Origin of the sequence: Brucella sp., from assembly GCF_032066345.1 — a bacterium.
GTDB classification, from domain to species: domain Bacteria; phylum Pseudomonadota; class Alphaproteobacteria; order Rhizobiales; family Rhizobiaceae; genus Brucella; species Brucella pseudogrignonensis.
The window spans coordinates 53,630-76,179 of the sequence record NZ_DAMBKZ010000014.1; the positions used below are offsets into that span (position 1 = coordinate 53,630).

Sequence of the window (22,550 nt, forward strand, 5' to 3'; positions counted from 1 at the left end):
AGATGTCCACGATCCATTTCGAAAAAATCGCGCTTATCGGTATCGGCCTTATCGGCTCATCGCTGGCGCGTGTCATTCGCCGCGAAGGCCTTGCCAATCATATCGCCATTGCAACACGCAGTGCCGAAACATTAAAGCGCGCCGAGGAATTAAACCTCGGCGACAGCTACTCGACCGATAGTGCGCAAGCCGTTCAAGATGCTGATCTCGTCATCGTATCGGTGCCTGTCGGTTCGTCCGGCACCGTTGCCAAGCAGATTGCAGCACATCTGAAGCCAGGCGCTATCGTTACCGATGTCGGATCGACCAAGGCGTCCGTTATCGCGCAGATGCAGCCGGAACTGCCGGCCAATGTGCATTTCATTCCCGGCCACCCTCTCGCGGGTACGGAATATTCCGGTCCTGACGCTGGTTTTGCAGAGCTCTTCACCAATCGCTGGTGCATTCTCACGCCTCTGCCGGACACCGATCAGGCGGCCATAGACAAGCTTTCCGCGTTCTGGACGGCTTGCGGTTCGCGTCTCGATCAGATGGACCCACAGCACCATGATCTGGTATTGGCAATCGTCTCGCATCTTCCGCATATCATCGCCTATAACATTGTTGGTACAGCCAGCGATCTGGAGCAGGTGACAAAATCGGAAGTCATCAAATATTCGGCTTCGGGTTTCCGTGATTTTACGCGTCTGGCCGCATCTGATCCAACCATGTGGCGCGACGTCTGCCTCCATAACAAGGACGCAATCCTTGAGATGCTGGCGCGTTTCTCGGAAGATCTCGCTTCGTTGCAGCGCTCGATCCGCTGGGGCGATGGTGAGGCTCTGTTTGATCTCTTCACCCGCACGCGTGCGGTGCGCCGTAGCATTATCGATGCCGGTCAGGAAGTCGACGCACCGAACTTCGGACGTCAGGCAGCCGCTGAGATCAGCGAAAAGAAATGATAAATTAGGGCAGACGAACGCTCTGCCCTATTCCAAACCGCCTTACAAAGTCGGCAAATGTCCTAATGGAATAAAACCAGCACTGGCTCTTCCCTTACGAACGGTAATCTCGATAACGGGGTTGCCGTTTTCGTCTTTCGGCATGGCGGAAAGAGCAAAAAGAACAGTAGCGATGTTGCCGCCCTGTTCGGGAAACACGGTTTGACCGGCCTGCGCAAAGGATTGCGGGTTGACCATCGTGACCTTCAGGTCAGCATCGATCTCACCGTCCAGATCGACTGAAAAGGGACCAGCGACCGAAAGCACCGCACCATTTGGCATGGATAGAAATGCCTGATTGATCACACCATTATGGCCGCGCATCCGTTCGTTAAAGGGGGCCGGACTCGGTGCCAGAAATGTTGCCGCATTGGCAATCTCGATGTCAGCCAGACCATCAATTTCCGGACTCTTGGCATTACCGATAACGGACGGTTCCAGCTTGAGTGCCGCAAAGCGCCCGTTGATCTTGAGCTTATCGTCTTCGCTGCTCATGCGGAAATTCATCTGCTCGAGCTTGCTGACAGGTTCAGTGGTCGTTGTTTCAGTACGTACGCCGACCGTTACATCGCGCGCATCAAGCTCGATCTCGGTAGGGAACGGACGCGCAAGACGCGTGTTGGAGGTAAATTTGTTCCAATTGACCTCAAGTGGCTGAAAGCCGGGAAACTCGACAAAAGCCGGTCCACCAAGTTCATTGCTGAGTGAACGCGGCGCATAAACCGGAGACCCTGACGTGAAACGTCCGGCACGCAAAGCCATACCTTCAGAGGGCTTCTGCCACGAAATACTGGCACAAACCACATTCACACGGAGCGGATATCCGCCCATGTGAAGATTCTCGCACTGCACGCCCACACCTTGCGATGCAAGCTTTGCCATATCGGCCTTGGCACGCGTTTCAATCTTGCCTGCCAGATAAAACCAGCCTGCTGTATAGGCGGCGATCAGCACGAGGACGATGACGGCAATCGTAACAGGGCGCTTCCTGGATTTTTTGGTTTCAATACCAGCATGCGCCATTGAAAAAGCCTCTTTCAATCAGATACTTGTTTGAGGTGACAAAGCGAAGGGCATTTCCAACCCGAACAATCATCATCTGTTCTGCTGTTCCCAACAGGTGGCTATATTATGGCAGGATTGAGTCTTGTGAAGTTCGCCCGATTAAAAAACGCGGGATATCTTGAGATTATCAATAAAAATCAGCCATAATTGTCCATATATAGATTTGATATCATGACAATGCGTACGAGCGACATGCGAAAGAATGATTTCTGGGTATTTGGTTACGGTTCGCTGATGTGGCGGCCTGGCTTCGCACATGTCGAAACAATGCGTGCGCGCCTGCATGGCTATCGCCGTAGCCTCTGCATCTATTCACACGTTCATCGCGGAACACCGGATCATCCCGGCCTTGTTTTGGGGCTTGATGCTGGCGGATCATGCCTCGGCATCGCCTTCCGTGTACCCGGCGATATGACAGACGAAGTCATGGTCTATTTGCGCGAACGCGAAATGTCCAATCAGGTCTATCACGAAAAATGGCTCCGCCTTCGGCTAGCGGACGGGCGCGATGTGCAGGCTGTAACCTATGTCGCCGACCGACGGCATATCCAATATGCCGGTTCGCTCAAAGCCGAAGACGCCGCAGCAATCGTTATCTCAGCACAGGGAGATTCCGGTGCCAATCTTGACTATGTTGCCAACACGCTTGAGCATCTGCGCAATATGCGTGTTCGGGATCATGCGCTTGAACATGTCAACGATCTAATCTGCACCAAAGTGAACCGGCAAAAGCACGACACAGCCTGATCAACTCTGTCCGCAACGACGAAAGTGTTCGGCCAGCGCCTCTTTGCCGTTCACGATCATTATGCCCGTTATCACAAATACCGTGCCCACCACGAAACTGGTTTCAATCGGCTCGCCCAAAATGATCGCACCAAAAATCACCCCGAAAATTGGCGTCATGAAAGAGAGTGATCCCAATTGGGATGCCCGATATATCCGCAAAAGCTGAAACCAGATCAGAAATACCGCAAAAGATACAATGACGGACTGAAACGCGAAGCTGCCCACCAGCATAGTGGTCCAGTTGATCTCCACTTGCCCCATCAGGGATGCGGCAACCGACAAGGTCACGAAGGCGGTTAGAAGCTGGTAGAGCAAGGTCTGCTTCGCTGGCAGTGCCGCAAGACGTGAACCACGGACCACAACGGTCGTTGCTCCCCATGCCACCCCCGCGAGCAGGCAAAGCCCATCGCCAATAACCATGGCTTGGAAATCACCATGGACAGCCTCACCGCGAACAAGGAAAGCTATCGCTATGCCCATAAAGGCAATACCGATGCCGCCCCATTGTATGGTGGTCAGGCGCTCTGATGGCACCAGAAGATGCAAGCCAAGTGCCGCAAAGAGTGGTGCTGTATAAAGCAAAACCACAGCATGAGCGGCTGAGGTTAGTCGCAACCCCTCCCCCAGAAACAGATATTCAAGCGCAAACAGCAAACCGACCAGCAGGCCCGGTTTCCAGATTCCATTGGCAATAGTCAGTGTTTCACGCCGCGCGATCATAATAGCAGCGATTAATGCAGCCCCCACGCCCGACCGCAGCGCAATTTGGAACAATGGCGAAATATCCGAAGCCGTCAATTTCAACAGCACCTGCTGCAAGCCGAGGCTGATGCAAACAAGAAGCATCATTCCAAATGCATGCGTGTTGACGGGCTTACGCTCCATTGTCCGAAACCTCGTGATTAATCCGAACAATGGGTGTACGCCTGTCAGGTATAGGGCATATAGCTTAAAACTGACAAACCTTATCGCAGGATTGCCATAATGGCGGGAATAGCTCTCGAACCTACGCATCAACCTCCCTTTACAGAAGCCTTGCCGGAGCCGCTGTTCTTTCGAACAGCCTGCATGCCACCGGCTGCGCGCTATCCCATGCATCGCCACGATTGGGGAGAGTTTGTCTATTCCTTCACTGGTGTAATGGAGGTGCGTATCGGCGACAGCCATCTGCTTGCCCCGCCGCAATATGGGATATGGCTACCTCCGCATATCGAGCATCAAGGTCTCAATCGTCAGGAAGTGTGCTACTGCTCGCTCTATGTGACAGAAGAGCTTTGTACTGATCTTCCAGCCAAGGCCTGCGCGCTCAACCTCAATCCACTGATCCGCACTTTGCTTGAACATCTGCGGATGAAGAAGCCATCGCAACCACAGCAACCGCAAGAAACACGGATGCTGCATACGCTGCTTGATCAGCTGGCTATTGCTCCATGTGCGGGTTCCTATCTGCCTTCCAGCACGGACCCTGCCCTCCAAAAGATATTGTCGATCCTTGAAGATGATCCAAGTGACAATCGCACCCTTCACGCTCTTGCAAAGATCGCCAATACGTCCGAAAGAACACTGATGCGTCGTTGCAAACAGGAGCTGGGCATGAGCTTCCCTGAATGGAAACAGCGGCTAAGGACGTTGAAAGCCATGCCGCTGCTCGAAAAGGGAGCAAAAGTCGAACATGTGGCGCTTGACCTTGGCTATGCCAGCGCATCAGCTTTCATCGCCATGTTCCGCAAATTGATGGGTATCACCCCCGACGAATATCGCAGACAAATCGGTGCCTGAACGGACATAGCGACAAGCTCTAGCGGCAATTGCAGCAAACTGCCCCTGATTTCTCCTGCAAGCATACAGGAGATATTAAAGTTGCATTGCTTGTACGGCTTGCCCTTGTTCTTGCCCAAAGCAACCGCTACATCTCGGCTAAAGCATCGCTCCGTAGCCTGACTGGATTGGGACAGTACGATGCAAAGTTCAAAGGGTTGGAGCGGTCTTCCTGGGTCAGCTTATGATCTGTGCCGCTCCGATTGCCAAGGAGACCTTTATGATCGCATTGTTCCGCACCATTGATCTGGCGCTCGATATCTATACTTGGATCATTATCGCTAGCGCCGTTTTCTCATGGCTCTATGCGTTCAACGTCGTCAATTCTTCCAATCGCTTTGTCGCATCGATCGGTGAGTTTCTTTACAAAGTAACTGAACCGGTCCTGCGTCCACTCCGCAATATCCTGCCCAATCTCGGCGGCATCGATATTTCACCTATCGTCGTCCTGCTGATTATCTTCTTCATCCGTCAGTTCATGTGGACGACGCTGCTTCCTGCACTTCTGTAAGAAGCCCATACATAACCAGACAAACAAAAACGCCCGGACTTTCATCCGGGCGTTTTTGATTAAACATATAAGGCAGATTACTTGCCCTTGGCGCGTTCAATCGCTTCAACGATGAACTTGCGAGCGTAATCTTCATCGCCCCAATCACCGATCTTGACCCACTTGCCTGGTTCCAGATCCTTGTAGTGCTCGAAGAAGTGCGCGATCTGCTTGAGCGTGATTTCCGGAAGATCGGAATAATCATGCACCTTTGCATAACGCTGCGTCAGGTTTGGCGAAGGAACTGCAATGATCTTCTCGTCCTTGCCGGAATTGTCTTCCATGACCAGAACGCCGATTGGGCGAACATTGATCACGCAGCCAGGAACCAGCGGACGGGTGTTGCAGACCAGAACGTCGATTGGGTCGCCATCTTCCGAAAGCGTGTGCGGCACGAAGCCGTAATTGCCCGGATAGGTCATTGGCGTGTAGAGGAAGCGGTCCACAATCAGGGCGCCAGCCTTCTTGTCCATCTCGTACTTGATCGGCTGTCCGCCGACCGGCACTTCGATGATCACGTTGACGTCTTCTGGCGGATTGTTGCCGATGGAGATAGCATCAATATTCATGATGGGTCCTTTCGTGTCGCGCTCTGATAACGGGTTTCATGTTTCCGTGCAAGAAAAACGAAAGTTCAACAAAACGCGGCGAATTGTCATTGTTGCAATGCAACTGAGCGTGATTGGCTAATAAGAGTTAGGAGGAAGTTGTTTCGCCCAATTCCTTCAGCCTTTCGATAGCTGTAGGCGGCATGGGCGGAGCATTGGTGTCGCGACTTGCTGCAACCAGCAGTTCATCACAAGCCGTCTCCGTCGTTTCTATCAAACGACGCAGAAATTCTTCTTTCTCAAGGCCCGCCGGAATGGGCGGCAGCACACGGCAGCGAATGGTGCCCGGAAAGCGCAGGAACTTTCGGCGTGGCCAGTAAAGCCCCGCATTGTGAGCAATCGGCAATACAGGCAGGTTCAGCGCTTCGTAAAGATGCACAATGCCGTATTTATACTGCGGCGGCGCTCCCGGTGAACGGCGCGTGCCTTCCGGATAGATAAGAATCTGGCGACCTTCTGCAATCGCCTTCTCCGCTCCCTTGGTGATAGAATGAAGCGCTTTGACGCGCGATCCACGATCAACCGGGATCATTTCCATCTTGGCAACATACCAGCCAAAGAGCGGTATTCGCATCAATTCACGCTTGAGGATCAGAACAGGATCGTCAAGCTGCGGCAGGAACGCGTAAGTGTCCCATGCAGACTGATGCTTGGGCGCAACGATATAAGCGCCTTCGGGAATATTCTCGAGGCCTTCGATCACATAATCAGTGCCAGCGATATATTTCTGCAGCCACAGGTTAACCCGCGCCCAGGTCTTGGGAACGATCCATGCCTTCTTGCGGGGAAGCAGAAAATAGAACGGCGTATAAAGGATCATCTGCACCAGAGTGCCGATGTAAAAAGCCAAATTGAACAGGATTGAGCGCAGATAGAGAAGCATCGTATCGGCGAAGACCTTAAGTGGACCTGACGCAACCGCATCAGATGACAGAATTTCGGTGCTTTCTCATGAAAGCTGCGGCACCCGATATATCAGGAAGCTGAGCTTTTTCCATAAGGAAATCTCTGCACGCGATCATCAAATCGTGGGATGCACTTATTGGGGCTTAAGCCGTATCACCGAAAATTCTAGCTCCGCCTACGCGAATGGCAGCACCCAGATATTTGACATATTCGATAAACAGCACTCTGAGCGTATCGCTCTCTGCCACCCAGCTATGCGAACGCTTTTCGCCATTGACCACAGGATAAGGCACAAATTCAACGTCCTGCATCCGATAGGACATTTCCAGAATGCTACGTGGAATGTGGTAATTATTGGTGACGACAATCACACGATGATAGTTGTTGGCGCGTATCCAGCGTTCGCTTTCAGTCGCGTTACCCACAGTGTTAAGCGCAGATCGGTCAAGATCGACACAGCAATCAAACAGACTTTGCTCTGAATGGGTGGCACGCTGCAGCGATTTTTCCGTGGTTGACGGATGAACGCCGCTAATCAACAAACGTTTTCCCTGCTTGCCCTTTAAAAGATCGAGAGCGGCCTGAATGCGAGACTGTCCACCAGTCAGAACAACAATAGCGTCAGCCGGTTCATCCAGAACAGGCGACTGCATGCTGGTGACTTTTTCACTGAAGGCAACAAAGCCAACCAGGAAAGCGACAATGGCCAGAAAGAGAACGATGGAAATAGGCTGAAGTCGTCGAAATACACGCATTAGGACAGACCATAAGAATTTACCGACTGTAGACGCAAGCGTGGACGTCGCACCAATTGTACGACTGCGGCGCCATACCACAGCACCCGTATCCGCCCCCATCTCTCTATCTGCTGCTGCATCAACGCTTCCCGAATGCCCAACCGATACCGTTTGCTGAACCTTGCGTTCACCTTTCTTGCTATCATAGCCATCATTGCGGCGATAACTCGGAAAGTTGCCGGAAATTCGTGACTTCCGGCCGGTATTGGTAAAAAAAGCGGTCATTCGGCCCGCACTCCCGGACCGTCCATCGTCGCAAGCTGTCGAACGACCGTCAGGCGGCTCGTCAACATCGTCAGCACACTCACTAGAATGATGATTGCCGCAGCGCCAATGTAACCATCGCGACCAATGGCAAAATTACCGAACATTGCGGCAGCCTGATCACCGGCAGGCGTCGCCATATGCCGTGATGCCCACCACGAAAAGACAAAGAAAACCAGCATAGCGGCACCTCCGCCGAACAGCGCACCTTTAAGGGCTGTGCGGAAAAAGTGCCATTCGAACTCGCGCGCAACGAATTTTGATTCTGCACCGATGAAGTGCAGAACTTCAATAATATGGCCATTGCCCGACATAGCGCCGCGCGTTGCGAAGATAACCGTCAGAACAGTCGCGGCAATGACAAGTGACAAGACACCCGTTCCGATCAGCACGGTTGTATTGGCCATTGAAACAAGCCGGTCGACCCATGTGCGGTGATCGTCGAAACTCGCGCTCGGGATAGAGCGGGTAATTTCCGCCCGCATTGTTTCAAAATCCGGCGGCGAATTCTCATCAATCGTCACGACAACCAGACGTGGAACGGGCAATTCATCGATATTGAGACCCGTACCAAGCCAGGGCTCAAGCAAACGCGCGGTGGCATCCTTGTCGATGATGCTGGTATCTTTCACGCCTGCAAAGCCGCGCGCGATCCCGCTCGCGTCCTTAAGCGCCTTTTCCATGTCCAGCCCATCGGCAGGTCGGATCTGAATGGTTGCTTCGCGTGCAATCTGACTTTGCCATTGAGCAGCAGAAGCGCGCACCAGCGTAACGCCACCCAGGGTAAGGCAGGCGAGAAATGTCATGATCGCAATCACGATCACAAGCGCTGTGCCTGTCACACTGCCGTCCGGCACAATCGGGCTTGGCCCCTGACGTTTCCTGCGCTTGCCGATGCGAACCATCAGCATATCTTTGAGGTCTTCAAAGCGGATGCGCAGGTCGTCTAGGACCTTCCGAAAAGCTCTCTGCCAGTCTTTGTCAGCTTCAATCATAGATATCGAGCCGCCCATGTTCGAGGATCATGCGACGCGCATTCACTTGATCCATCAGCGATAGATCGTGCGTCGCGATGATGACTGCAGTGCCGGAACGATTAAGCTCGGTAAAAAGCCGCAACAGGCGCTTGGCGAGCGGTGGATCGACGTTACCGGTCGGCTCATCCGCCAGCAGCAATTCTGGCTGGTCGATCAGCGCACGCGCAATTGCAGCACGTTGCTTTTCACCACCGGAAAGCACGGGCGGCAGCACGTTCATGCGGTCACCGAGGCCGACCCAATGCAGAAGTTCTTCTACTTCATGACGGTATGTCGCCTCTTCCTTGCCGCGTACGCGCAGCGGAAGAGCAACATTTTCATAGGTTGTCATGTGATCGAGCAGACGGAAATCCTGAAATACAATCCCGATGCGCCGACGCAGAAGCGGCACTTCCTTATGATCGAGCCGCGCGACATCCTTGCCAAAAATATTGATCAGTCCGCGCGTTGGTTTCAGCGCCATAAACAACAGGCGCAACAAAGAGGTTTTCCCGGCACCGGACGGTCCGGTCAGAAATTGAAATGAACGTGGCGGAATATGGAAGCTGACATCCTTCAGGATCTCTGGCCCCATTCCATATCGCAGGCCGACATTCTCGAAACGTATCACCGGTGTGCTTCTCTAAATTGCCCGCAGTCCCACATGGAGCGCGGATGAAATCGATATCAAAATGACCTTTAACCTCCATGGTTAATGTGAGGTTAATACAGTCAGAATCAGCTATAAAAATTGCGCGAGCATTGTGTTTTTATAACGCAGAACATTCAGGCAATTATTGGAACAGACGCAATAACGGTCTTGCTGACCTGACATTCGCCGGATCAGTCACAAAAAAACATCGAAAACGGATAAGAAAGAAAAGGCTACTCCCAGCAACCCAGATTGCGGCCCTTAAGATTATGCGCATCGATATCGGTTACGAGGCGCGCATCTTCACGCAGAAGAACCATTGTTGTGCGCTGCTTGAGATCAATTCTCTGCCAACCAGCACATTCTGTCGGCATCGGCGGCTTGCTATCGATACGTACCGTCTCGCTCCATGCAGTCGCGGTACAGCCGGAAAGAAGAGCGATCATGGTCATAGCCGATACAGCGCGCAAGACCGATCCGCCAGTTCGTGCCTCCAATTGAATATTCAAGGCTGGCAACTCCCTATAATGCCCCACGCGATACCCGTTTGCCGAGATAGTTTCCATCATAACCATCTGCATGAACAAGCTTCTTATAGCGCGGGCACAACCACTCCCGCAATATACAAGACAAAAACAAGAATGATTTAGATTAAGGCGGAAAAGCGGCTAATTCATGGGTTTTCCTGGTCTTTTTGAGCTTTTAGAACTATTTAAAAGAACATTCTAATACAAATAGGGATCGATTAAAAATTTACTGATATTCAGTCAATAGCATTCAGAAATTACAAAAATATCCTCCAATTAAACATGATTGATGTAAGAAAAAGTCGGCTATATATTTGGTCATCTGATTCGCAATGGCACTTATCACTACACCAACACTGGGGACTTCCATGTTGAACAAACTGTCTGCGGAATTTTTCGGAACATTCTGGCTTGTTTTCGGCGGTTGCGGCAGCGCGATCTTCGCAGCCGCTTATCCTGAATTGGGCATCGGCTTTGCGGGCGTTGCACTCGCCTTCGGTCTGACCGTCCTTACAATGGCCTATGCTGTTGGCGGCATTTCCGGCGGTCATTTCAATCCAGCCGTATCGCTCGGTCTTCTGGTTGCGGGACGCTTCCCGGCTAAAGACCTCATCCCTTACTGGATTGCACAGGTATTGGGCGGCATTGCTGCAGCAGCAATTCTGTACCTCATCGCAACCGGTAAAAGCGGCTTTACAGCAGCTGGTTTCGCATCCAACGGCTATGGTGAACTCTCACCAGGTGGATATAGCCTGACATCGGCACTGCTCGTTGAAATCGTGCTGACGGCCTTCTTCTTGATCGTCATTTTGGGTTCGACATCATCCTCGGCACCAGCTGGCTTTGCACCAATTGCAATTGGTCTGGCACTGACGCTGATCCACCTGATCTCGATCCCGGTAACAAATACCTCGGTCAATCCGGCACGTTCGGCAGCGGCAGCCTTGTTTGCAGAAACCAGCGCGCTTGGCCAGCTCTGGCTGTTCTGGGTCGCTCCGCTGGTGGGTGCCGCAATTGGCGCAATCATCTGGAAAGGCCTTCTTGGCAAGGATTGATAAACAGTCCTGAAAGATATTTAACGGAAGGCCGGTTTCAACCGGCCTTTTTGCTATCCGCCGACTGTCTCCTACTTTGGCTTTACAGAGACACGCTCCCGCTTTGTTGCATAACCGTTAGATTCTCCAAGAAATGTGATACTTGCCGACTAAAAATTGCTGTAAGAAGGAACTCCCTTTTACAGATGTCTTGAGCAATGTCCCCCAGCACCGATGCTTCCCATGCGGATCGTTACGCCGCATTCCGCCATGCTTCCTTTAAAAAATACTGGGCCGCGCGTTTTCTGAGCGCTTTTGCCGTTCAGATCGTCAGCGTAGCGGTTGGCTGGCAGATTTATGACCAGACCCGTGATGCATTCAATCTTGGTATGGTTGGCCTTGTCCAGTTTCTCCCGGCACTTGTGCTGGTTCTGTTTACGGGTGCCGCTGCTGACCGTTTTGGCCGACGGCTTGTCATGGGGCTGTCACTGGTATTGGAAGCAGGCGTCACAGCCTTCCTTTTGCTCCTCACCTTGTTTGGCGACTTCGAGCCTATTGTCGTCTTTGGGGCATTGTTGGTCTTCGGCATCGCGCGCGCTTTCCTCGGACCGTCTTCCGCTTCTCTGGTGGTCAACCTCGTTCCGACGGAAGACTTCGCCAATGCAGTTTCGTGGAACTCATCGGCCTGGCAGGTAGCAACCATCGTCGGCCCTGTTGCTGGCGGCCTGCTCTACGGCATCTCGCATATCGCTGCTTACGGCGTAGCAACTGTGTTTCTGGTTGCAGGTTCTGTCCTGATTTTCTCAATTCCAAAGCCAAAGCAGCACACCATGACTGAAGAGCGCTCGCTCTCAACCATGCTTGCAGGCTTCCGCTATATCTGGAAGGAAAAGATCGTTCTGGGTGCAATCTCGCTCGATCTTTTTGCCGTTCTGCTGGGCGGTACGGTTGCTCTTCTGCCCATCTATGCACGCGATATTCTCGATCTTGGTCCATGGGGTCTGGGCCTTCTGCGCTCGGCACCAGGTATCGGCGCTGTTCTCACAGCAATCTGGCTCGCGGGCCATCCAATCCGCGATCATGCAGGCCGCGTAATGTTTGTGTTTGTGGCACTGTTCGGCTTCTTCAACATCATCTTTGGTGTTTCAACGCTGACGTGGCTATCGATTATCGCTCTGGCCCTTGCGGGTGCTGCCGATATGATCAGCGTCTATATTCGCGAAACATTGATGCAGCTCTGGACGCCTGACCATGTTCGTGGCCGCGTGAACGCTGTCAACATGGTCTTCGTTGGTGCATCAAACGAGCTTGGAGAGTTCCGCGCAGGCCTTATGGCGGCAGCTATCGGTGCTGTGCCTGCGGTGGTCATTGGCGGGATAGGTTCAATTGCGGTTGCAGCAGCCTGGGCAGCCATGTTCCCGCAATTGCGCAAGGCGCGCAATTTGCAGGGACGCACTTAAAACTTTTACCGCCGCGTCAAGCTTCTGGCGCGGTGGTATTTCCGGCATGGACACGCGCTTCAATCTGATCGCGGTCTTCAGCCTTGATGCCTATAAGCTCGGCCACACGCCACATCACATCGACCTCAACTTCGCTGGCGATGCCATCGGCATAAACGATGTCCCACATCAGGGCGATGAAATCGAGACGTGCGTTATAATCCAGACGGCGCTTGAGAACAGTGGTGAAATCCGACAGGCTGATTGATTCCTGATCGGCTTCTTCAGCAGCGCGGATAAGCTGTTTTAGCGCATCACCCTTCAGGCCATATTTCTGCGAAAGCATGGTGGAAAGCTTGGCACGTTCTACTTCGCGCGCGTCGCCATCTGCATCCATAATGTGAAACATCAGGGCAGCAGCAGCCAGTCTTGGATCATCGTCGGCAATTTTTTCGCCCCGTTCGCGTAAACCATTACCCGGCAACTCTTTCAGAAAATCCAGCAAACGCTCGAACATTCACCCTCGCCACAGAAACACTTTCGGCAAATGCCGTTCTTTAGAAGAATTGAAAGTAACGAGATGACCGCACGGCACAAGACGACAAACCGCCTTGGCCGCGTTTCAACAGCTCAAGACGGTGCCTGCGTTGTCTTTAGGCAACAATTATGGGGTCAGAAAAGGCGCAAACCGCTGTTTTGACTCTTCTGCGAGGCCTTGCGTTCATCAACACCGGGATCGTCAACGATCATATGCCCAGGGCGTTTCTCGTTGTCACCTTCGACGTCTGGTTCTGCCACATCCAGAACAGCAGGCTTCTCTACCTGCTTGATTTCAGGCTTAACCGGCTCTGGCTTTACCTTGACAGGCTCGGCCTCCGGCACAACAACTTCCGCCTCAACAACATCGTGAAACTTCGGCTTAAGTTCATGTTTCTCGACCGGAACAATTGCCTTGTTTTCTGGAATACGATCAGGAACTGCTTCAGCTACTTCCGGCTTTTCAACCTCGATCACAGGCGAAAGCTGCTCAACCGGCACTTTCCATTCAAAACTGTTGAGACGACCTGTGACCGGAGACACTGGCGACCATTGCTCGGACACATAACCATCTGCTGTCCATGCCGGATCGCGCGGAGCTTTGACTGCCTGTGCAAGCCACTGCCTGACCTTGCCCTGATCACCAGTTTCGGCCTCTTCAATATCGGCAAGTAACAGATAAGCGCTTTCACGCGGCGAGCCTCGCAACACCTGCTCAGCATTATCACGCGCCAGACGATAATCACCCGCTTCATAAGCAGCACGCGCTACGGCCAGGCTGCCTTCCGCATTGTTGGACCTGAGCGTGACCAGATGCTTTGCCCGTTTCAGGCGGTCCTGCACAGTATCGCCAGCGCGACCATATACATAGGTCGAAGCAATATCTGGATGCGGCGAACACTTCCATGCAGCTTCAAGGATTTTGGAGCCTTTGCGGACTTCGCCATCAGCAAACAATGCACGGGCCGCAACAACAGCTGCAGGCACCAGATCAGGCGCGAGCTTGTTGGCTTCAAGCGCAATCGCCTTTGCATGTGCATGATCAACATCGACTGTCGCCATGGCTTTGGCAGTCAGAAGCGCTGCGCGCTCCTTCTTCACCACATCCTTGCTGTGCGCGAGCGCCTGTTTGCGCGCTTCAACGAGCTTCAAGGCGCCATCCCAGTCGCCTTCCGAGCAGAGCTGCCCCATGACAGCAGACGACGCCCATTCAAGCTGCGGCGCTTCCTTGGCTGCTTCCGCCGCATAATGGCGGGCAGCCTCGCGCGCACCAACGCGTTGTGCTTCTATATAAAGCCCGCGCAAGCCAAGCAGCTTGGTTTCTGGATCTTCGATCATCGCTTCAAAGCCCTTGCGGGCATCGTCTGAGCGACCTTCAAGCATTGCTGTCTGCGCTTCAAGAAGCTTGATGAGCGGCTCCTGATCGGAGTTAAGCAGCTTGCCTGCCTGCTTCGTCATACGGCGAGCGGCCTCCGCATCGCCGGCACCAGCCGCAATCAAGCCTGTCGAGAGTGACTGATAACCCCGGTCGCGTTTGCGCGCACGGAAATGACGGCGAAGGGTGTAGGGCGACTGGATGATGCTCTTGATCAGCCACCAGATAATCAGGATCGCCGCAACAATTGCCACAACACCAGCAGCAGCCGTAATCAGCGGCACGTTGTAATGATTACCGCCAAAGGTAACATCAAGCTCGCCGGGACGATCAGCGAGCCACGAGAAGCCAAATCCCAGAGCAACGACGATAGCGAAGTAAAAAATCACACGCAGCATGGACGCCTCCTTAATTTGGCGCCGTGGCGTCTGTTGCAGTCTTTGGCTTGAGGCTTTCGGTCACGAGACGCTGGATGAGCGCATCGGCATCGCGCCGCGCCTTCATCTGTCCTGAAAACTCTTCCGAAACAGCCTTGGCATCGGCTGGTAACTGTTCCCATTCGGAAACCGCACGCTCAAGATCGCCAGCATGAAGGGCTGCTTCCATGCGCGCCGTGGTCGGGCCAACACCTGCTCCACTGACATTGCCTGCAACAGGACGCACGCTGACAAGCCCCTTGGCACTCGCGACGAGCTGATCCCAAACGCCTGCATCTGCTGGAAGCTTGTTTTCCGTGGCAATGATCTTGTTGGCGACAGGCCCAAACCATGCATTGAGATCGGCAATGGTCGGTACGCCCTTGTCGGCAAAGGTCTTCAGCCCTTCGATTGACGTATCCTGTGGTGCAACCGATGCATAGGTGTCGAGTTCAGCCTTGAACGAACCACCGCGATCAATCGCTGTCTTCAACGCATTGGCGGCGATCAGTGCGGATGCATCAGGCTGGCGCGCGCTTTCGCTCACCTTGTCCTGAAGCGAAACCAGCTTCTGTTCAAGGTTCGAAATCGTGCCGCTATTGCCCGAAACTCCGGCTGCGGCCTGATCGGCCTGATTCTTTGCATCACTCAACTGCTGCTCAAGCGATGCTAAACGCTCGGTCAAAGCCGACACATCAGCAGGAGCAGCATCGCCCTCGCCTGGCTTTGGCAGTGCCGCAATCTGCTGCTGAACTTCGGTCAGCGTGCCAGCGACGGCCTCCGCCTTGATTTCAGCCGCTTCGACATTTTTCTGCAAATCGGCAAACTGCGCCTTACTCGCATCATCAAGTGGCGCAGGGGCAGGATTGCTGCGCAGGTCGGCAATCTGCTGTTCGATATGTGCAAGCTGTTCTGCTGTCACACGCGATCCCGGTGACGGCACCACATTGCCCCATTGCAAAGCAAGCAGACCGCCCAGCGCGATTACACCACCTGCAACGCCCGCCAGAAGATAAGCGCCGGTTGAACCAGATTTCTTTTCAATTACCGGCGGCACAGATGCGGTGGAACGAGGCATTTCCCTTGTTGTTTCGGGCTTAAAACCCGCAGTAAAGGGTGGCCTTTCCACTTTTGGCTCAGTTTTTGGAGCTTCCGGCTTTGGAGCGGCTTTCTGAGCGAAATCCCCGACAGGTTCGGCCTTCGGTGTCGATTGAGGCGCAGCACCTTCATCTACACGTTTTACATCAGACGGATCGAGATTGATCGTCACGGGCGCGCGGGCCGGTTTGGAATGTCGCGGAGTGCCGGATTTCGCCATGGGTCCTCTCGTATTCGCTTATCAGGTGGTTCGAAGCTTACCAGATAAAATCATCAGATGAAGGAAGGTTGCCAGGAAAAGAGTCAAAGTTTGGAAAACAAACGAAAAATACCACTCTCATCCGGATGATCCGCAACAAGCGCTCTCGCCCGCCATTCCTCTGGCAGCTCACGACAAACACGCTCGGAAATGCAGAAAAACCAGGTTCCGACATCAAATTGCGCGCGAAACTTCTGCATCGTCTCAACAAAAGCCTGCGCTGCGACTGCGGAATAGAGCAGCACCGCGACAAAAGGCCCTTGGTCGAGAATGGCTTTGATTTCATTGGCTGAATAGTCGATCGCCTCCACGTCGTAGACGTCATGGACTTCCATATTAAGCCCGGCCTCTGACACCTTGTCCTCAAATATTGACTGGCGCACGCGACCGGCTAGATAAAGGAGCCTCGCGTTTTCCGGCAGATGTTTGGCAATTGTTGCAGCCAGACGCACTGCATCACCGCCGCCTTCAATCACAGTCTGAAAGCCTGCTTCTTGTGCAGCCCTTGCTGTGCCTTCGCCAACAGCAAAAAGCGGCAATGCCTTCAACGATTCAAGATTTTCGCTGGGTACATGTCGAAATGCATTGGCGCTGGTGACAGCCAAAGCGTCAAATGCTTGGTCGCCGATATAAAATGGAACCGCGACAGTTCGGCTTACAGGCAGGGAAACGGGCGAAAAGCCGAGAGCAACAAGCTTTGCCGCCGTCATTGATGCTGACGGTTCCGGCCTTGTAATCAGGACAGGGCCACCGATTGATGCATTCCGCTCCTCCGCCAATGCTACTCCCAGCCCTCAAAGAAATCAGCACCCGCCTCTGCCCGCACGCGCTTGGCCGCATCTGCGCCAAGTTCGGCTGCATCGAGAGCCGAGCCTTCCGCGGTTACTTCATGCGCATCACGGCCATCCGGCGTCAGGATCATGCCACGGAACGAAACCTTGTCACCTGCAACAATTGCGAGACCGGCAATCGGTGTGCGGCACGAGCCATCAAGCGTCGCCAGAAATGCGCGTTCACAGGCAAGTGCTACATGCGTTTCGCGATGAGCCAATGGCTTGAGCAGTGCATCGATTTTTTCATCGCCAATACGGCTTTCAATGCCAATTGCACCCTGTCCTGGCGCTGGCAGAAAGACCGCCGGATCAAGCAGATCAGTGATCACGTCAGCCAGATCAAGACGCTTCAAACCGGCACAGGCGAGGAATGTGCCATCCACTTCGCCTTCTTCGAGTTTACGCAGACGTGTCTGGACATTGCCACGGAAGATCACCACCTGAAGGTCTGGACGCAGACGCTTGATCATTGCCTGACGGCGCAACGAGGATGAACCGACGACCGCACCCTGCGGCAGATCGAGAAAGAGCTTCGAGGTCCGGCCAACAAATGCATCGCGCGGATCTTCGCGCTCAAGAAACGTAGAAAGATGAAGACCTTCCGGCAGAACAGTCGGCATATCCTTGGTGGAATGCACAGCCAGATCGATGCGGCCATCTTTGAGCGCTGCTTCAATCTCTTCGGTAAAAAGCCCCTTGCCGCCGACCTGCGACAGCGGACGATCCTGAATACGATCACCGGCAGTGGACATCGGCACGATTTCGATGGCGTCTTCGGTGAAACCATGTGCTTCAATCAGACGTGAGCGCGTTTCATAGGCTTGCGCGAGAGCAAGCTTGCTGCCTCGAGTACCGATCTTCAAGCTGCCAATCTTCAAGGATGCTGTTTGCATATCGCGCCGTCCATGATACCGGGTTTCCGGAAAATATTGCATAAAGTTAAGAGACAGGCAGGGTCTAACCGCAAATGCGCATTCTTGGAATAGAGACCAGTTGCGACGAAACAGCCGCCGCCATCGTTGAACGCGACGATAGCGGCAAAGGGCATATTTTGTCCAATGTGGTGCTCAGCCAGATCGCCGAACACGAACCTTATGGTGGTGTGGTGCCTGAAATCGCCGCACGCGCCCATGTTGAAGCGCTTGACCGGCTGGTGGAACGCGCCCTCAAAGACGCCAATGTGAAGCTCGATGACGTGGACGCGATTGCTGCGACCGCCGGTCCCGGCCTTATCGGCGGGCTGATTGTCGGCCTGATGACCGCCAAGGCGATGGCCATGGCTGCAAACAAGCCGTTTTATGCGGTCAATCATCTGGAAGGCCATGCGCTAACCGCACGACTGACCGACAACCTACCATTTCCTTATCTGCTGCTGCTGGTATCCGGCGGTCACACGCAGATGGTGCTTGTACGCGGCCTTGGCGATTATGAACGCCTTGGCACGACAATCGACGACGCGCTTGGCGAAGCTTTCGATAAGACTGCAAAGCTGCTCGGTCTGCCCTATCCGGGCGGTCCAGCAGTTGAACGCATGGCATTGCAGGGTGATCCGAAGCGCTTCCCGCTGCCACGGCCACTCAAGGGTGAAGCCCGGCTCGACTTCTCATTCTCCGGTCTCAAGACCGCTGTGCGGCAGACCGCAACAGAGCTTGCGCCACTTTCCGATCAGGACGTTGCGGACATTTGCGCATCTTTTCAGGATGCGGTTGCCGACACTTTGTCGGATCGCGTGAAACGGTCGCTTGAGCGTTTTAAAGATCAGTTTCCAGACTGCGCAACGCCGTCGCTGATCGTTGCCGGTGGTGTTGCTGCCAACAAGACCTTGCGCGCCGCGCTTGAAGCACTGTGTGCAAAGCATGGCTTCAGCTTCATCGCACCACCGCTCAATCTCTGCACCGACAATGCGGCAATGATCGCCTGGGCGGGTGCTGAGCGGGCTGCAACCAAGGGCCCTGATTCGCTCAATCTTGCTCCGCGCTCACGCTGGCCGCTTGATGAGAAATCAGCACCCATGTTCGGCACCGGACGCCGTGGAGCAAAAGCATGAGTGAGCGGGCAAAAATTGCCGTGCTTGGCGGCGGCGCATGGGGAACGGCTCTGGCAGCCATGAGCGCCATCGGCCAGCACGAAACATGGCTTTATGCTCGCGATGCTGAAACTGTTGCCCATGTGAACGACCAGCGTCGCAACCCTGCTTACCTTGGCGAAATTGAACTTCCTGAAGGCATCCGTGCCAGCACGGATGCCAAGGCTGTACTCGAAAATGCTGATGCAGTTCTCGTTGTTGTTCCCGCGCAGGCAATGCGCAAAGGTCTTCTGAAACTAAGCGCACTTATTCCGCAGTCTGCGCCCGTCATTCTCTGTGCCAAGGGCATTGAGCGCGAAACAGGAAGGCTGATGTCGGAAGTGGTGGCCGAGGTTCTGCCCCACCATACGATCGGCGCATTGTCCGGCCCAAGCTTTGCAACCGACGTGGCGCGTGGCCTGCCAACAGCGGTGACGATTGCCTGCGAAGATGCAGCCATTGCTGATCAGCTTGCAGCAACGCTCTCCGGCCCCGCATTTCGCTGCTATTCGACCACCGATCTCAAAGGGGTGGAAATCGGCGGCGCTCTGAAAAACGTGCTGGCTCTTGCGGCAGGTGCTGCCATCGGGCGCGGCTATGGTGCCAGCGCACAAGCAGCCCTTGTCACACGCGGCTTTGCCGAACTGCGCCGCGTAGCCCTTGCCATGGGCGCAAAGCCGGAAACCATCATGGGGCTTTCCGGTCTTGGCGATCTGATGCTGACCTGCTCATCATCGCAATCACGTAACTATTCCTATGGGCTGGCAATCGGTCGTGGCGAAGACCTCACCAACCGCCCGCTGGCCGAAGGTGTGGCAACCGCCCCCATCGCAGCTGAACTTTGCAGACAACATGAAGTGCCTGCACCGATTATCACGGCCGTTGCAGCGCTTCTTGCAGGACATATCACGATTGATGAAGCCGTAACGGCGCTTCTTAACCGACCACTTAAGACCGAGGATTAGAGCATGATCCTGAAAAGTGCGTAGCGGTTTTCAGATAAGATCATGCTCAAACAAAATGCATGATCCCGAAAAGTGGGAAGCCAATTTCGGATAAGATCATGCATAAACAAAGAGGTTAGAATAACATGCTTTTTGCTCTTCTGTGCAACGACAAGCCCGATCATCTGCAAGTGCGCCTTGATACGCGCCCAGCCCATATCGACTATCTCAAGTCGCTGGGTGACGTGCTGAAATTTGCAGGCCCTTTCCTTGGTGAAGATGGCAAGCCAAATGGTAGCCTCGTCGTGGTTGAAGCAGCCGACAAGGCAGAGGCCGAAAAGATCGGTGCCAATGACCCCTACGCACTGGCTGGTCTTTTTGCTGATGTGACTGTGCGCCCATGGAACTGGGCCATCAACAATCCAGCAAACGCATAAGGACTGGTCATGGCTTACTGGCTGTTCAAGTCTGAACCATTCAAATGGTCATGGGAAATGCAGAAAGCCCGCGGCGAAAAAGGCGAGCAATGGGACGGCGTGCGCAACTATCTGGCACGCAACAACATGCGCGCCATGAAGCTCGGCGACAAAGGCTTTTTCTATCATTCCAACGAAGGTCTGGAAGTGGTGGGCATTGTTGAGATTTGCGCCCTTTCGCATCCTGACAGCACGACCGACGATCCGCGTTGGGATTGCGTCGACATCAAGGCTGTGCGCGATGTGCCAAAGCCGGTTACGCTAAAAGATGTGAAGGCCAATCCGAAGCTTGAAAAGATGGCGCTCGTCACGTCTATGCGTCTTTCGGTACAGCCGGTAACGGAAGATGAATGGATCGAAGTCTGCCGCATGGGCGGGTTAGACGCCAAGGATATTTGATGCTTGATCCGGCACAAAAGGGCACGCGTGATTTCATATTGGCCAATACTGGCCTGCAAACGCCGCCGCATGTGCCGGAAATCAGCCTTCATCTGGCCGATGAAGCCCACGACCTCTGGCATAAAACCGAGGAAGAACTGGCAACCATCGGCCTGCCGCCGCCGTTCTGGGCCTTTGCCTGGGCAGGCGGTCAGGGCGTTGCTCGTTATATTCTCGATCATCCAAAGGCAGTCTCAGGCAAAACCGTACTCGACTTCGCATCAGGTTCAGGTCTTGTCGCCATTGCAGCAATGAAGTCGGGAGCAGCAGGCGTTCTGGCGTCAGACATCGACCCCTTTGCGCTGCCTGCGATCGAAATCAACGCGGCTGCAAACAACGTTGCCATCACCCCGACACTCACCGATCTGATCGATCAGGATCATGGATGGGAAGTCGTGCTTGCGGGCGACGTGTTCTATGAAAAGCCGCTCGCAGATCGTCTGATACCGTGGTTTGCAAACCTTGCCGCTCGCGGTGCCAGCATCATCGTTGGTGATCCGGGCCGTTCCTATCTGCCCAAAGACCGACTTGAACAGCTTGCCTTTTACACAGTGCCCGTCACGCGTGCGCTTGAGGATGCAGAAGTCAAGCGCACGACTGTCTGGGCATTTTTATAACGCTTGTCGTTATCCCAAAACCGGTTCCCACTTTTGGGCGACAAGCTTGTTTAACCAAACCTTTTCGCACCAGCCACGCACAGCACCACCACGCCAGCGGTCAGCACCATGCCCATGCTCACCGGTTCACCGGCAATGGATGCAGCCAGCATCAGGCCGAAGAATGGCTGCAACAATTGCAGCTGCCCGACAGCCGCTGCACCGCCCTGTGCCAGTCCGCGATACCAAAAGAAAAAGCCGATCAGCATCGAAAACAGCGTAACATAAGCAAGCCCGCCCCATGCCATGACGCCGATATTGCCCCAGGTTTCAGGCCGCGTCATGAAGCTGAGTGGCAACATGACCGGCAGCGAAAAGACCAGCGCCCAGCAGATCACCTGCCAGCCGCCCAGCCTGCGCGACAGGCTGGCACCTTCAGCATATCCAAGACCGCAGACAATGATAGCGCCCAGCATCAGCACGTCACCTAGCAACGTTGACTGACTGCCTTGCCCATAGGCATAGGACGCCACAATCAAACCGCCGACAACTGAGAACAACCAGAACAGTGGGCGCGGGTTTTCGCCACCACGCAACACGGCAAACAAAGCCGTCGACAGCGGCAGCAAACCGATAAAGACAATCGCATGTGCCGACGTCATATGCTGTAGCGCAATGCCCGTCAGCAATGGAAAGCCAACCACCACGCCAAGCGCCACGACAATCAGTGAAATAACGTCATTGCGACGCGGAAATGGTTCACGGAAGGCGAGCAGCAGCGCAAGGCCCAGCAGCCCCGCAATCGACGCTCGCGCCATGGTCAGGAAGGTCGGGTCGATGTCGATCACCGCCAGACGTGTTGCGGGCAACGACCCGCTAAAAATCAGAACCCCCAGAAATCCGTTAATCCAACCCGCAGTCTTGTTCATTCTCTGTTTTTGGCCTTCTTCCAACTTGCATGTGTTTCGGCATTCCCATCAGCAACGTGAAGCGGATTTGGCATGGAATGCGAGAAACAAAGGGATAGAGCGGCTTGGGTGATTCCAATCTGCCTGAAACCGCTTTAGT

General features: G+C 54.0%; 25 protein-coding genes. 11 read left to right on the forward strand and 14 right to left on the reverse strand.

Annotated elements, in window-relative coordinates; all coding sequences use genetic code 11:
• The first annotated feature begins 2 nt into the window (after positions 1 to 2).
• Positions 3 to 941, forward strand: a complete 939-nt coding sequence (locus tag RT142_RS16950) for a prephenate/arogenate dehydrogenase family protein (RefSeq protein WP_007872079.1) — start codon at positions 3 to 5, stop codon at positions 939 to 941.
• Between the two features lie 42 nt (positions 942 to 983).
• Here the strand turns inward: RT142_RS16950 and RT142_RS16955 are convergent, their stop codons facing one another.
• Positions 984 to 2,003, reverse strand: coding sequence for a DUF2125 domain-containing protein (locus tag RT142_RS16955; RefSeq protein WP_313030126.1), 1,020 nt, complete (start codon positions 2,001 to 2,003; stop codon positions 984 to 986).
• 219 nt (positions 2,004 to 2,222) lie between these two features.
• Here RT142_RS16955 and RT142_RS16960 point away from each other — a divergent pair, with 219 nt between their 5' ends.
• Positions 2,223 to 2,792 (forward strand): gamma-glutamylcyclotransferase, encoded by a 570-nt coding sequence (locus tag RT142_RS16960; protein WP_007872084.1) that lies wholly within the window; start codon positions 2,223 to 2,225, stop codon positions 2,790 to 2,792.
• Here RT142_RS16960 and RT142_RS16965 read toward each other — a convergent pair whose 3' ends face one another.
• Positions 2,793 to 3,719, reverse strand: coding sequence for a DMT family transporter (locus RT142_RS16965; RefSeq protein WP_313030128.1), 927 nt, complete (start codon positions 3,717 to 3,719; stop codon positions 2,793 to 2,795).
• Between the two features lie 99 nt (positions 3,720 to 3,818).
• Here RT142_RS16965 and RT142_RS16970 point away from each other — a divergent pair, with 99 nt between their 5' ends.
• Both RT142_RS16970 and RT142_RS16975 read left to right on the forward strand, forming a co-directional pair.
• Positions 3,819 to 4,613: an AraC family transcriptional regulator gene (locus RT142_RS16970; RefSeq protein WP_079212396.1), complete on the forward strand. Its 795-nt coding sequence runs from the start codon at positions 3,819 to 3,821 to the stop codon at positions 4,611 to 4,613.
• 259 nt (positions 4,614 to 4,872) lie between these two features.
• A complete protein-coding gene (locus RT142_RS16975) occupies positions 4,873 to 5,163 on the forward strand; it encodes a YggT family protein (protein ID WP_007872091.1) in 291 nt (96 codons plus the stop codon).
• A gap of 77 nt (positions 5,164 to 5,240) precedes the next feature.
• Here the strand turns inward: RT142_RS16975 and ppa are convergent, their stop codons facing one another.
• The 6 genes from ppa to RT142_RS17005 form a co-directional block, all read right to left on the reverse strand.
• On the reverse strand, positions 5,241 to 5,771 hold the full coding sequence (gene ppa, locus RT142_RS16980) for an inorganic diphosphatase (protein ID WP_007872105.1): 531 nt from the start codon (positions 5,769 to 5,771) through the stop codon (positions 5,241 to 5,243).
• A 127-nt stretch (positions 5,772 to 5,898) separates the two neighbouring features.
• Positions 5,899 to 6,693, reverse strand: a complete 795-nt coding sequence (locus tag RT142_RS16985) for a lysophospholipid acyltransferase family protein (protein ID WP_007872111.1) — start codon at positions 6,691 to 6,693, stop codon at positions 5,899 to 5,901.
• Positions 6,694 to 6,859: 166 nt separating this feature from the next.
• Positions 6,860 to 7,738, reverse strand: a complete 879-nt coding sequence (locus tag RT142_RS16990; RefSeq protein ID WP_313030132.1) for a YdcF family protein — start codon at positions 7,736 to 7,738, stop codon at positions 6,860 to 6,862.
• The gene (locus RT142_RS16995; protein ID WP_112807187.1) at positions 7,735 to 8,772 is read right to left on the reverse strand and encodes a cell division protein FtsX; all 1,038 of its coding nucleotides are present in this window, start codon (positions 8,770 to 8,772) and stop codon (positions 7,735 to 7,737) included. The genes RT142_RS16990 and RT142_RS16995 overlap by 4 nt, the downstream gene beginning before the upstream one ends.
• Positions 8,765 to 9,388 carry a cell division ATP-binding protein FtsE gene (ftsE, locus tag RT142_RS17000; RefSeq protein WP_153223108.1) on the reverse strand — a complete coding sequence of 208 codons (624 nt, stop codon included), beginning with the start codon at positions 9,386 to 9,388 and terminating at the stop codon, positions 8,765 to 8,767. The genes RT142_RS16995 and ftsE overlap by 8 nt, the downstream gene beginning before the upstream one ends.
• Before the next feature lie 290 nt (positions 9,389 to 9,678).
• Positions 9,679 to 9,954, reverse strand: a complete 276-nt coding sequence (locus tag RT142_RS17005; RefSeq protein ID WP_007872122.1) for a hypothetical protein — start codon at positions 9,952 to 9,954, stop codon at positions 9,679 to 9,681.
• A gap of 386 nt (positions 9,955 to 10,340) precedes the next feature.
• Between RT142_RS17005 and aqpZ the strand changes: the two genes are divergently transcribed.
• The gene (gene aqpZ / locus RT142_RS17010) at positions 10,341 to 11,027 is read left to right on the forward strand and encodes an aquaporin Z (RefSeq protein ID WP_007872124.1); all 687 of its coding nucleotides are present in this window, start codon (positions 10,341 to 10,343) and stop codon (positions 11,025 to 11,027) included.
• Between the two features lie 197 nt (positions 11,028 to 11,224).
• Complete coding sequence (locus RT142_RS17015; RefSeq protein WP_112807185.1) at positions 11,225 to 12,466, forward strand: MFS transporter; 1,242 nt, start codon at positions 11,225 to 11,227, stop codon at positions 12,464 to 12,466.
• A 16-nt stretch (positions 12,467 to 12,482) separates the two neighbouring features.
• On the opposite strand, the gene RT142_RS17020 is transcribed toward RT142_RS17015, so the two are convergent.
• The 5 genes from RT142_RS17020 to hemC form a co-directional block, all read right to left on the reverse strand.
• Positions 12,483 to 12,962, reverse strand: coding sequence for a TerB family tellurite resistance protein (locus RT142_RS17020; RefSeq protein ID WP_112807184.1), 480 nt, complete (start codon positions 12,960 to 12,962; stop codon positions 12,483 to 12,485).
• Positions 12,963 to 13,117: 155 nt separating this feature from the next.
• Complete coding sequence (locus RT142_RS17025; protein WP_112807181.1) at positions 13,118 to 14,755, reverse strand: heme biosynthesis protein HemY; 1,638 nt, start codon at positions 14,753 to 14,755, stop codon at positions 13,118 to 13,120.
• 10 nt (positions 14,756 to 14,765) lie between these two features.
• Positions 14,766 to 16,091, reverse strand: coding sequence for a COG4223 family protein (locus RT142_RS17030; protein WP_313030138.1), 1,326 nt, complete (start codon positions 16,089 to 16,091; stop codon positions 14,766 to 14,768).
• 83 nt (positions 16,092 to 16,174) lie between these two features.
• Complete coding sequence (locus tag RT142_RS17035; RefSeq protein ID WP_313030141.1) at positions 16,175 to 16,909, reverse strand: uroporphyrinogen-III synthase; 735 nt, start codon at positions 16,907 to 16,909, stop codon at positions 16,175 to 16,177.
• 2 nt (positions 16,910 to 16,911) lie between these two features.
• Positions 16,912 to 17,856 (reverse strand): hydroxymethylbilane synthase, encoded by a 945-nt coding sequence (gene hemC / locus RT142_RS17040; RefSeq protein WP_313030143.1) that lies wholly within the window; start codon positions 17,854 to 17,856, stop codon positions 16,912 to 16,914.
• A gap of 74 nt (positions 17,857 to 17,930) precedes the next feature.
• Here hemC and tsaD point away from each other — a divergent pair, with 74 nt between their 5' ends.
• From tsaD to RT142_RS17065, 5 genes are all read left to right on the forward strand, one after another.
• Positions 17,931 to 19,010: a tRNA (adenosine(37)-N6)-threonylcarbamoyltransferase complex transferase subunit TsaD gene (gene tsaD, locus RT142_RS17045; RefSeq protein ID WP_313030148.1), complete on the forward strand. Its 1,080-nt coding sequence runs from the start codon at positions 17,931 to 17,933 to the stop codon at positions 19,008 to 19,010.
• The gene (locus tag RT142_RS17050; protein WP_313030150.1) at positions 19,007 to 19,993 is read left to right on the forward strand and encodes an NAD(P)H-dependent glycerol-3-phosphate dehydrogenase; all 987 of its coding nucleotides are present in this window, start codon (positions 19,007 to 19,009) and stop codon (positions 19,991 to 19,993) included. Before tsaD ends, RT142_RS17050 begins: the two co-directional genes overlap by 4 nt.
• 125 nt (positions 19,994 to 20,118) lie before the next feature.
• Positions 20,119 to 20,409: a YciI-like protein gene (locus RT142_RS17055; RefSeq protein WP_312472789.1), complete on the forward strand. Its 291-nt coding sequence runs from the start codon at positions 20,119 to 20,121 to the stop codon at positions 20,407 to 20,409.
• A 9-nt stretch (positions 20,410 to 20,418) separates the two neighbouring features.
• Positions 20,419 to 20,847 (forward strand): EVE domain-containing protein, encoded by a 429-nt coding sequence (locus RT142_RS17060; RefSeq protein WP_007872139.1) that lies wholly within the window; start codon positions 20,419 to 20,421, stop codon positions 20,845 to 20,847.
• Positions 20,847 to 21,503, forward strand: coding sequence for a methyltransferase (locus RT142_RS17065; protein WP_313030153.1), 657 nt, complete (start codon positions 20,847 to 20,849; stop codon positions 21,501 to 21,503). The genes RT142_RS17060 and RT142_RS17065 overlap by 1 nt, the downstream gene beginning before the upstream one ends.
• Positions 21,504 to 21,553: 50 nt before the next feature.
• On the opposite strand, the gene RT142_RS17070 is transcribed toward RT142_RS17065, so the two are convergent.
• Positions 21,554 to 22,411, reverse strand: a complete 858-nt coding sequence (locus RT142_RS17070; RefSeq protein ID WP_113499475.1) for a DMT family transporter — start codon at positions 22,409 to 22,411, stop codon at positions 21,554 to 21,556.
• Between the last annotated feature and the right edge of the window lie 139 nt (positions 22,412 to 22,550).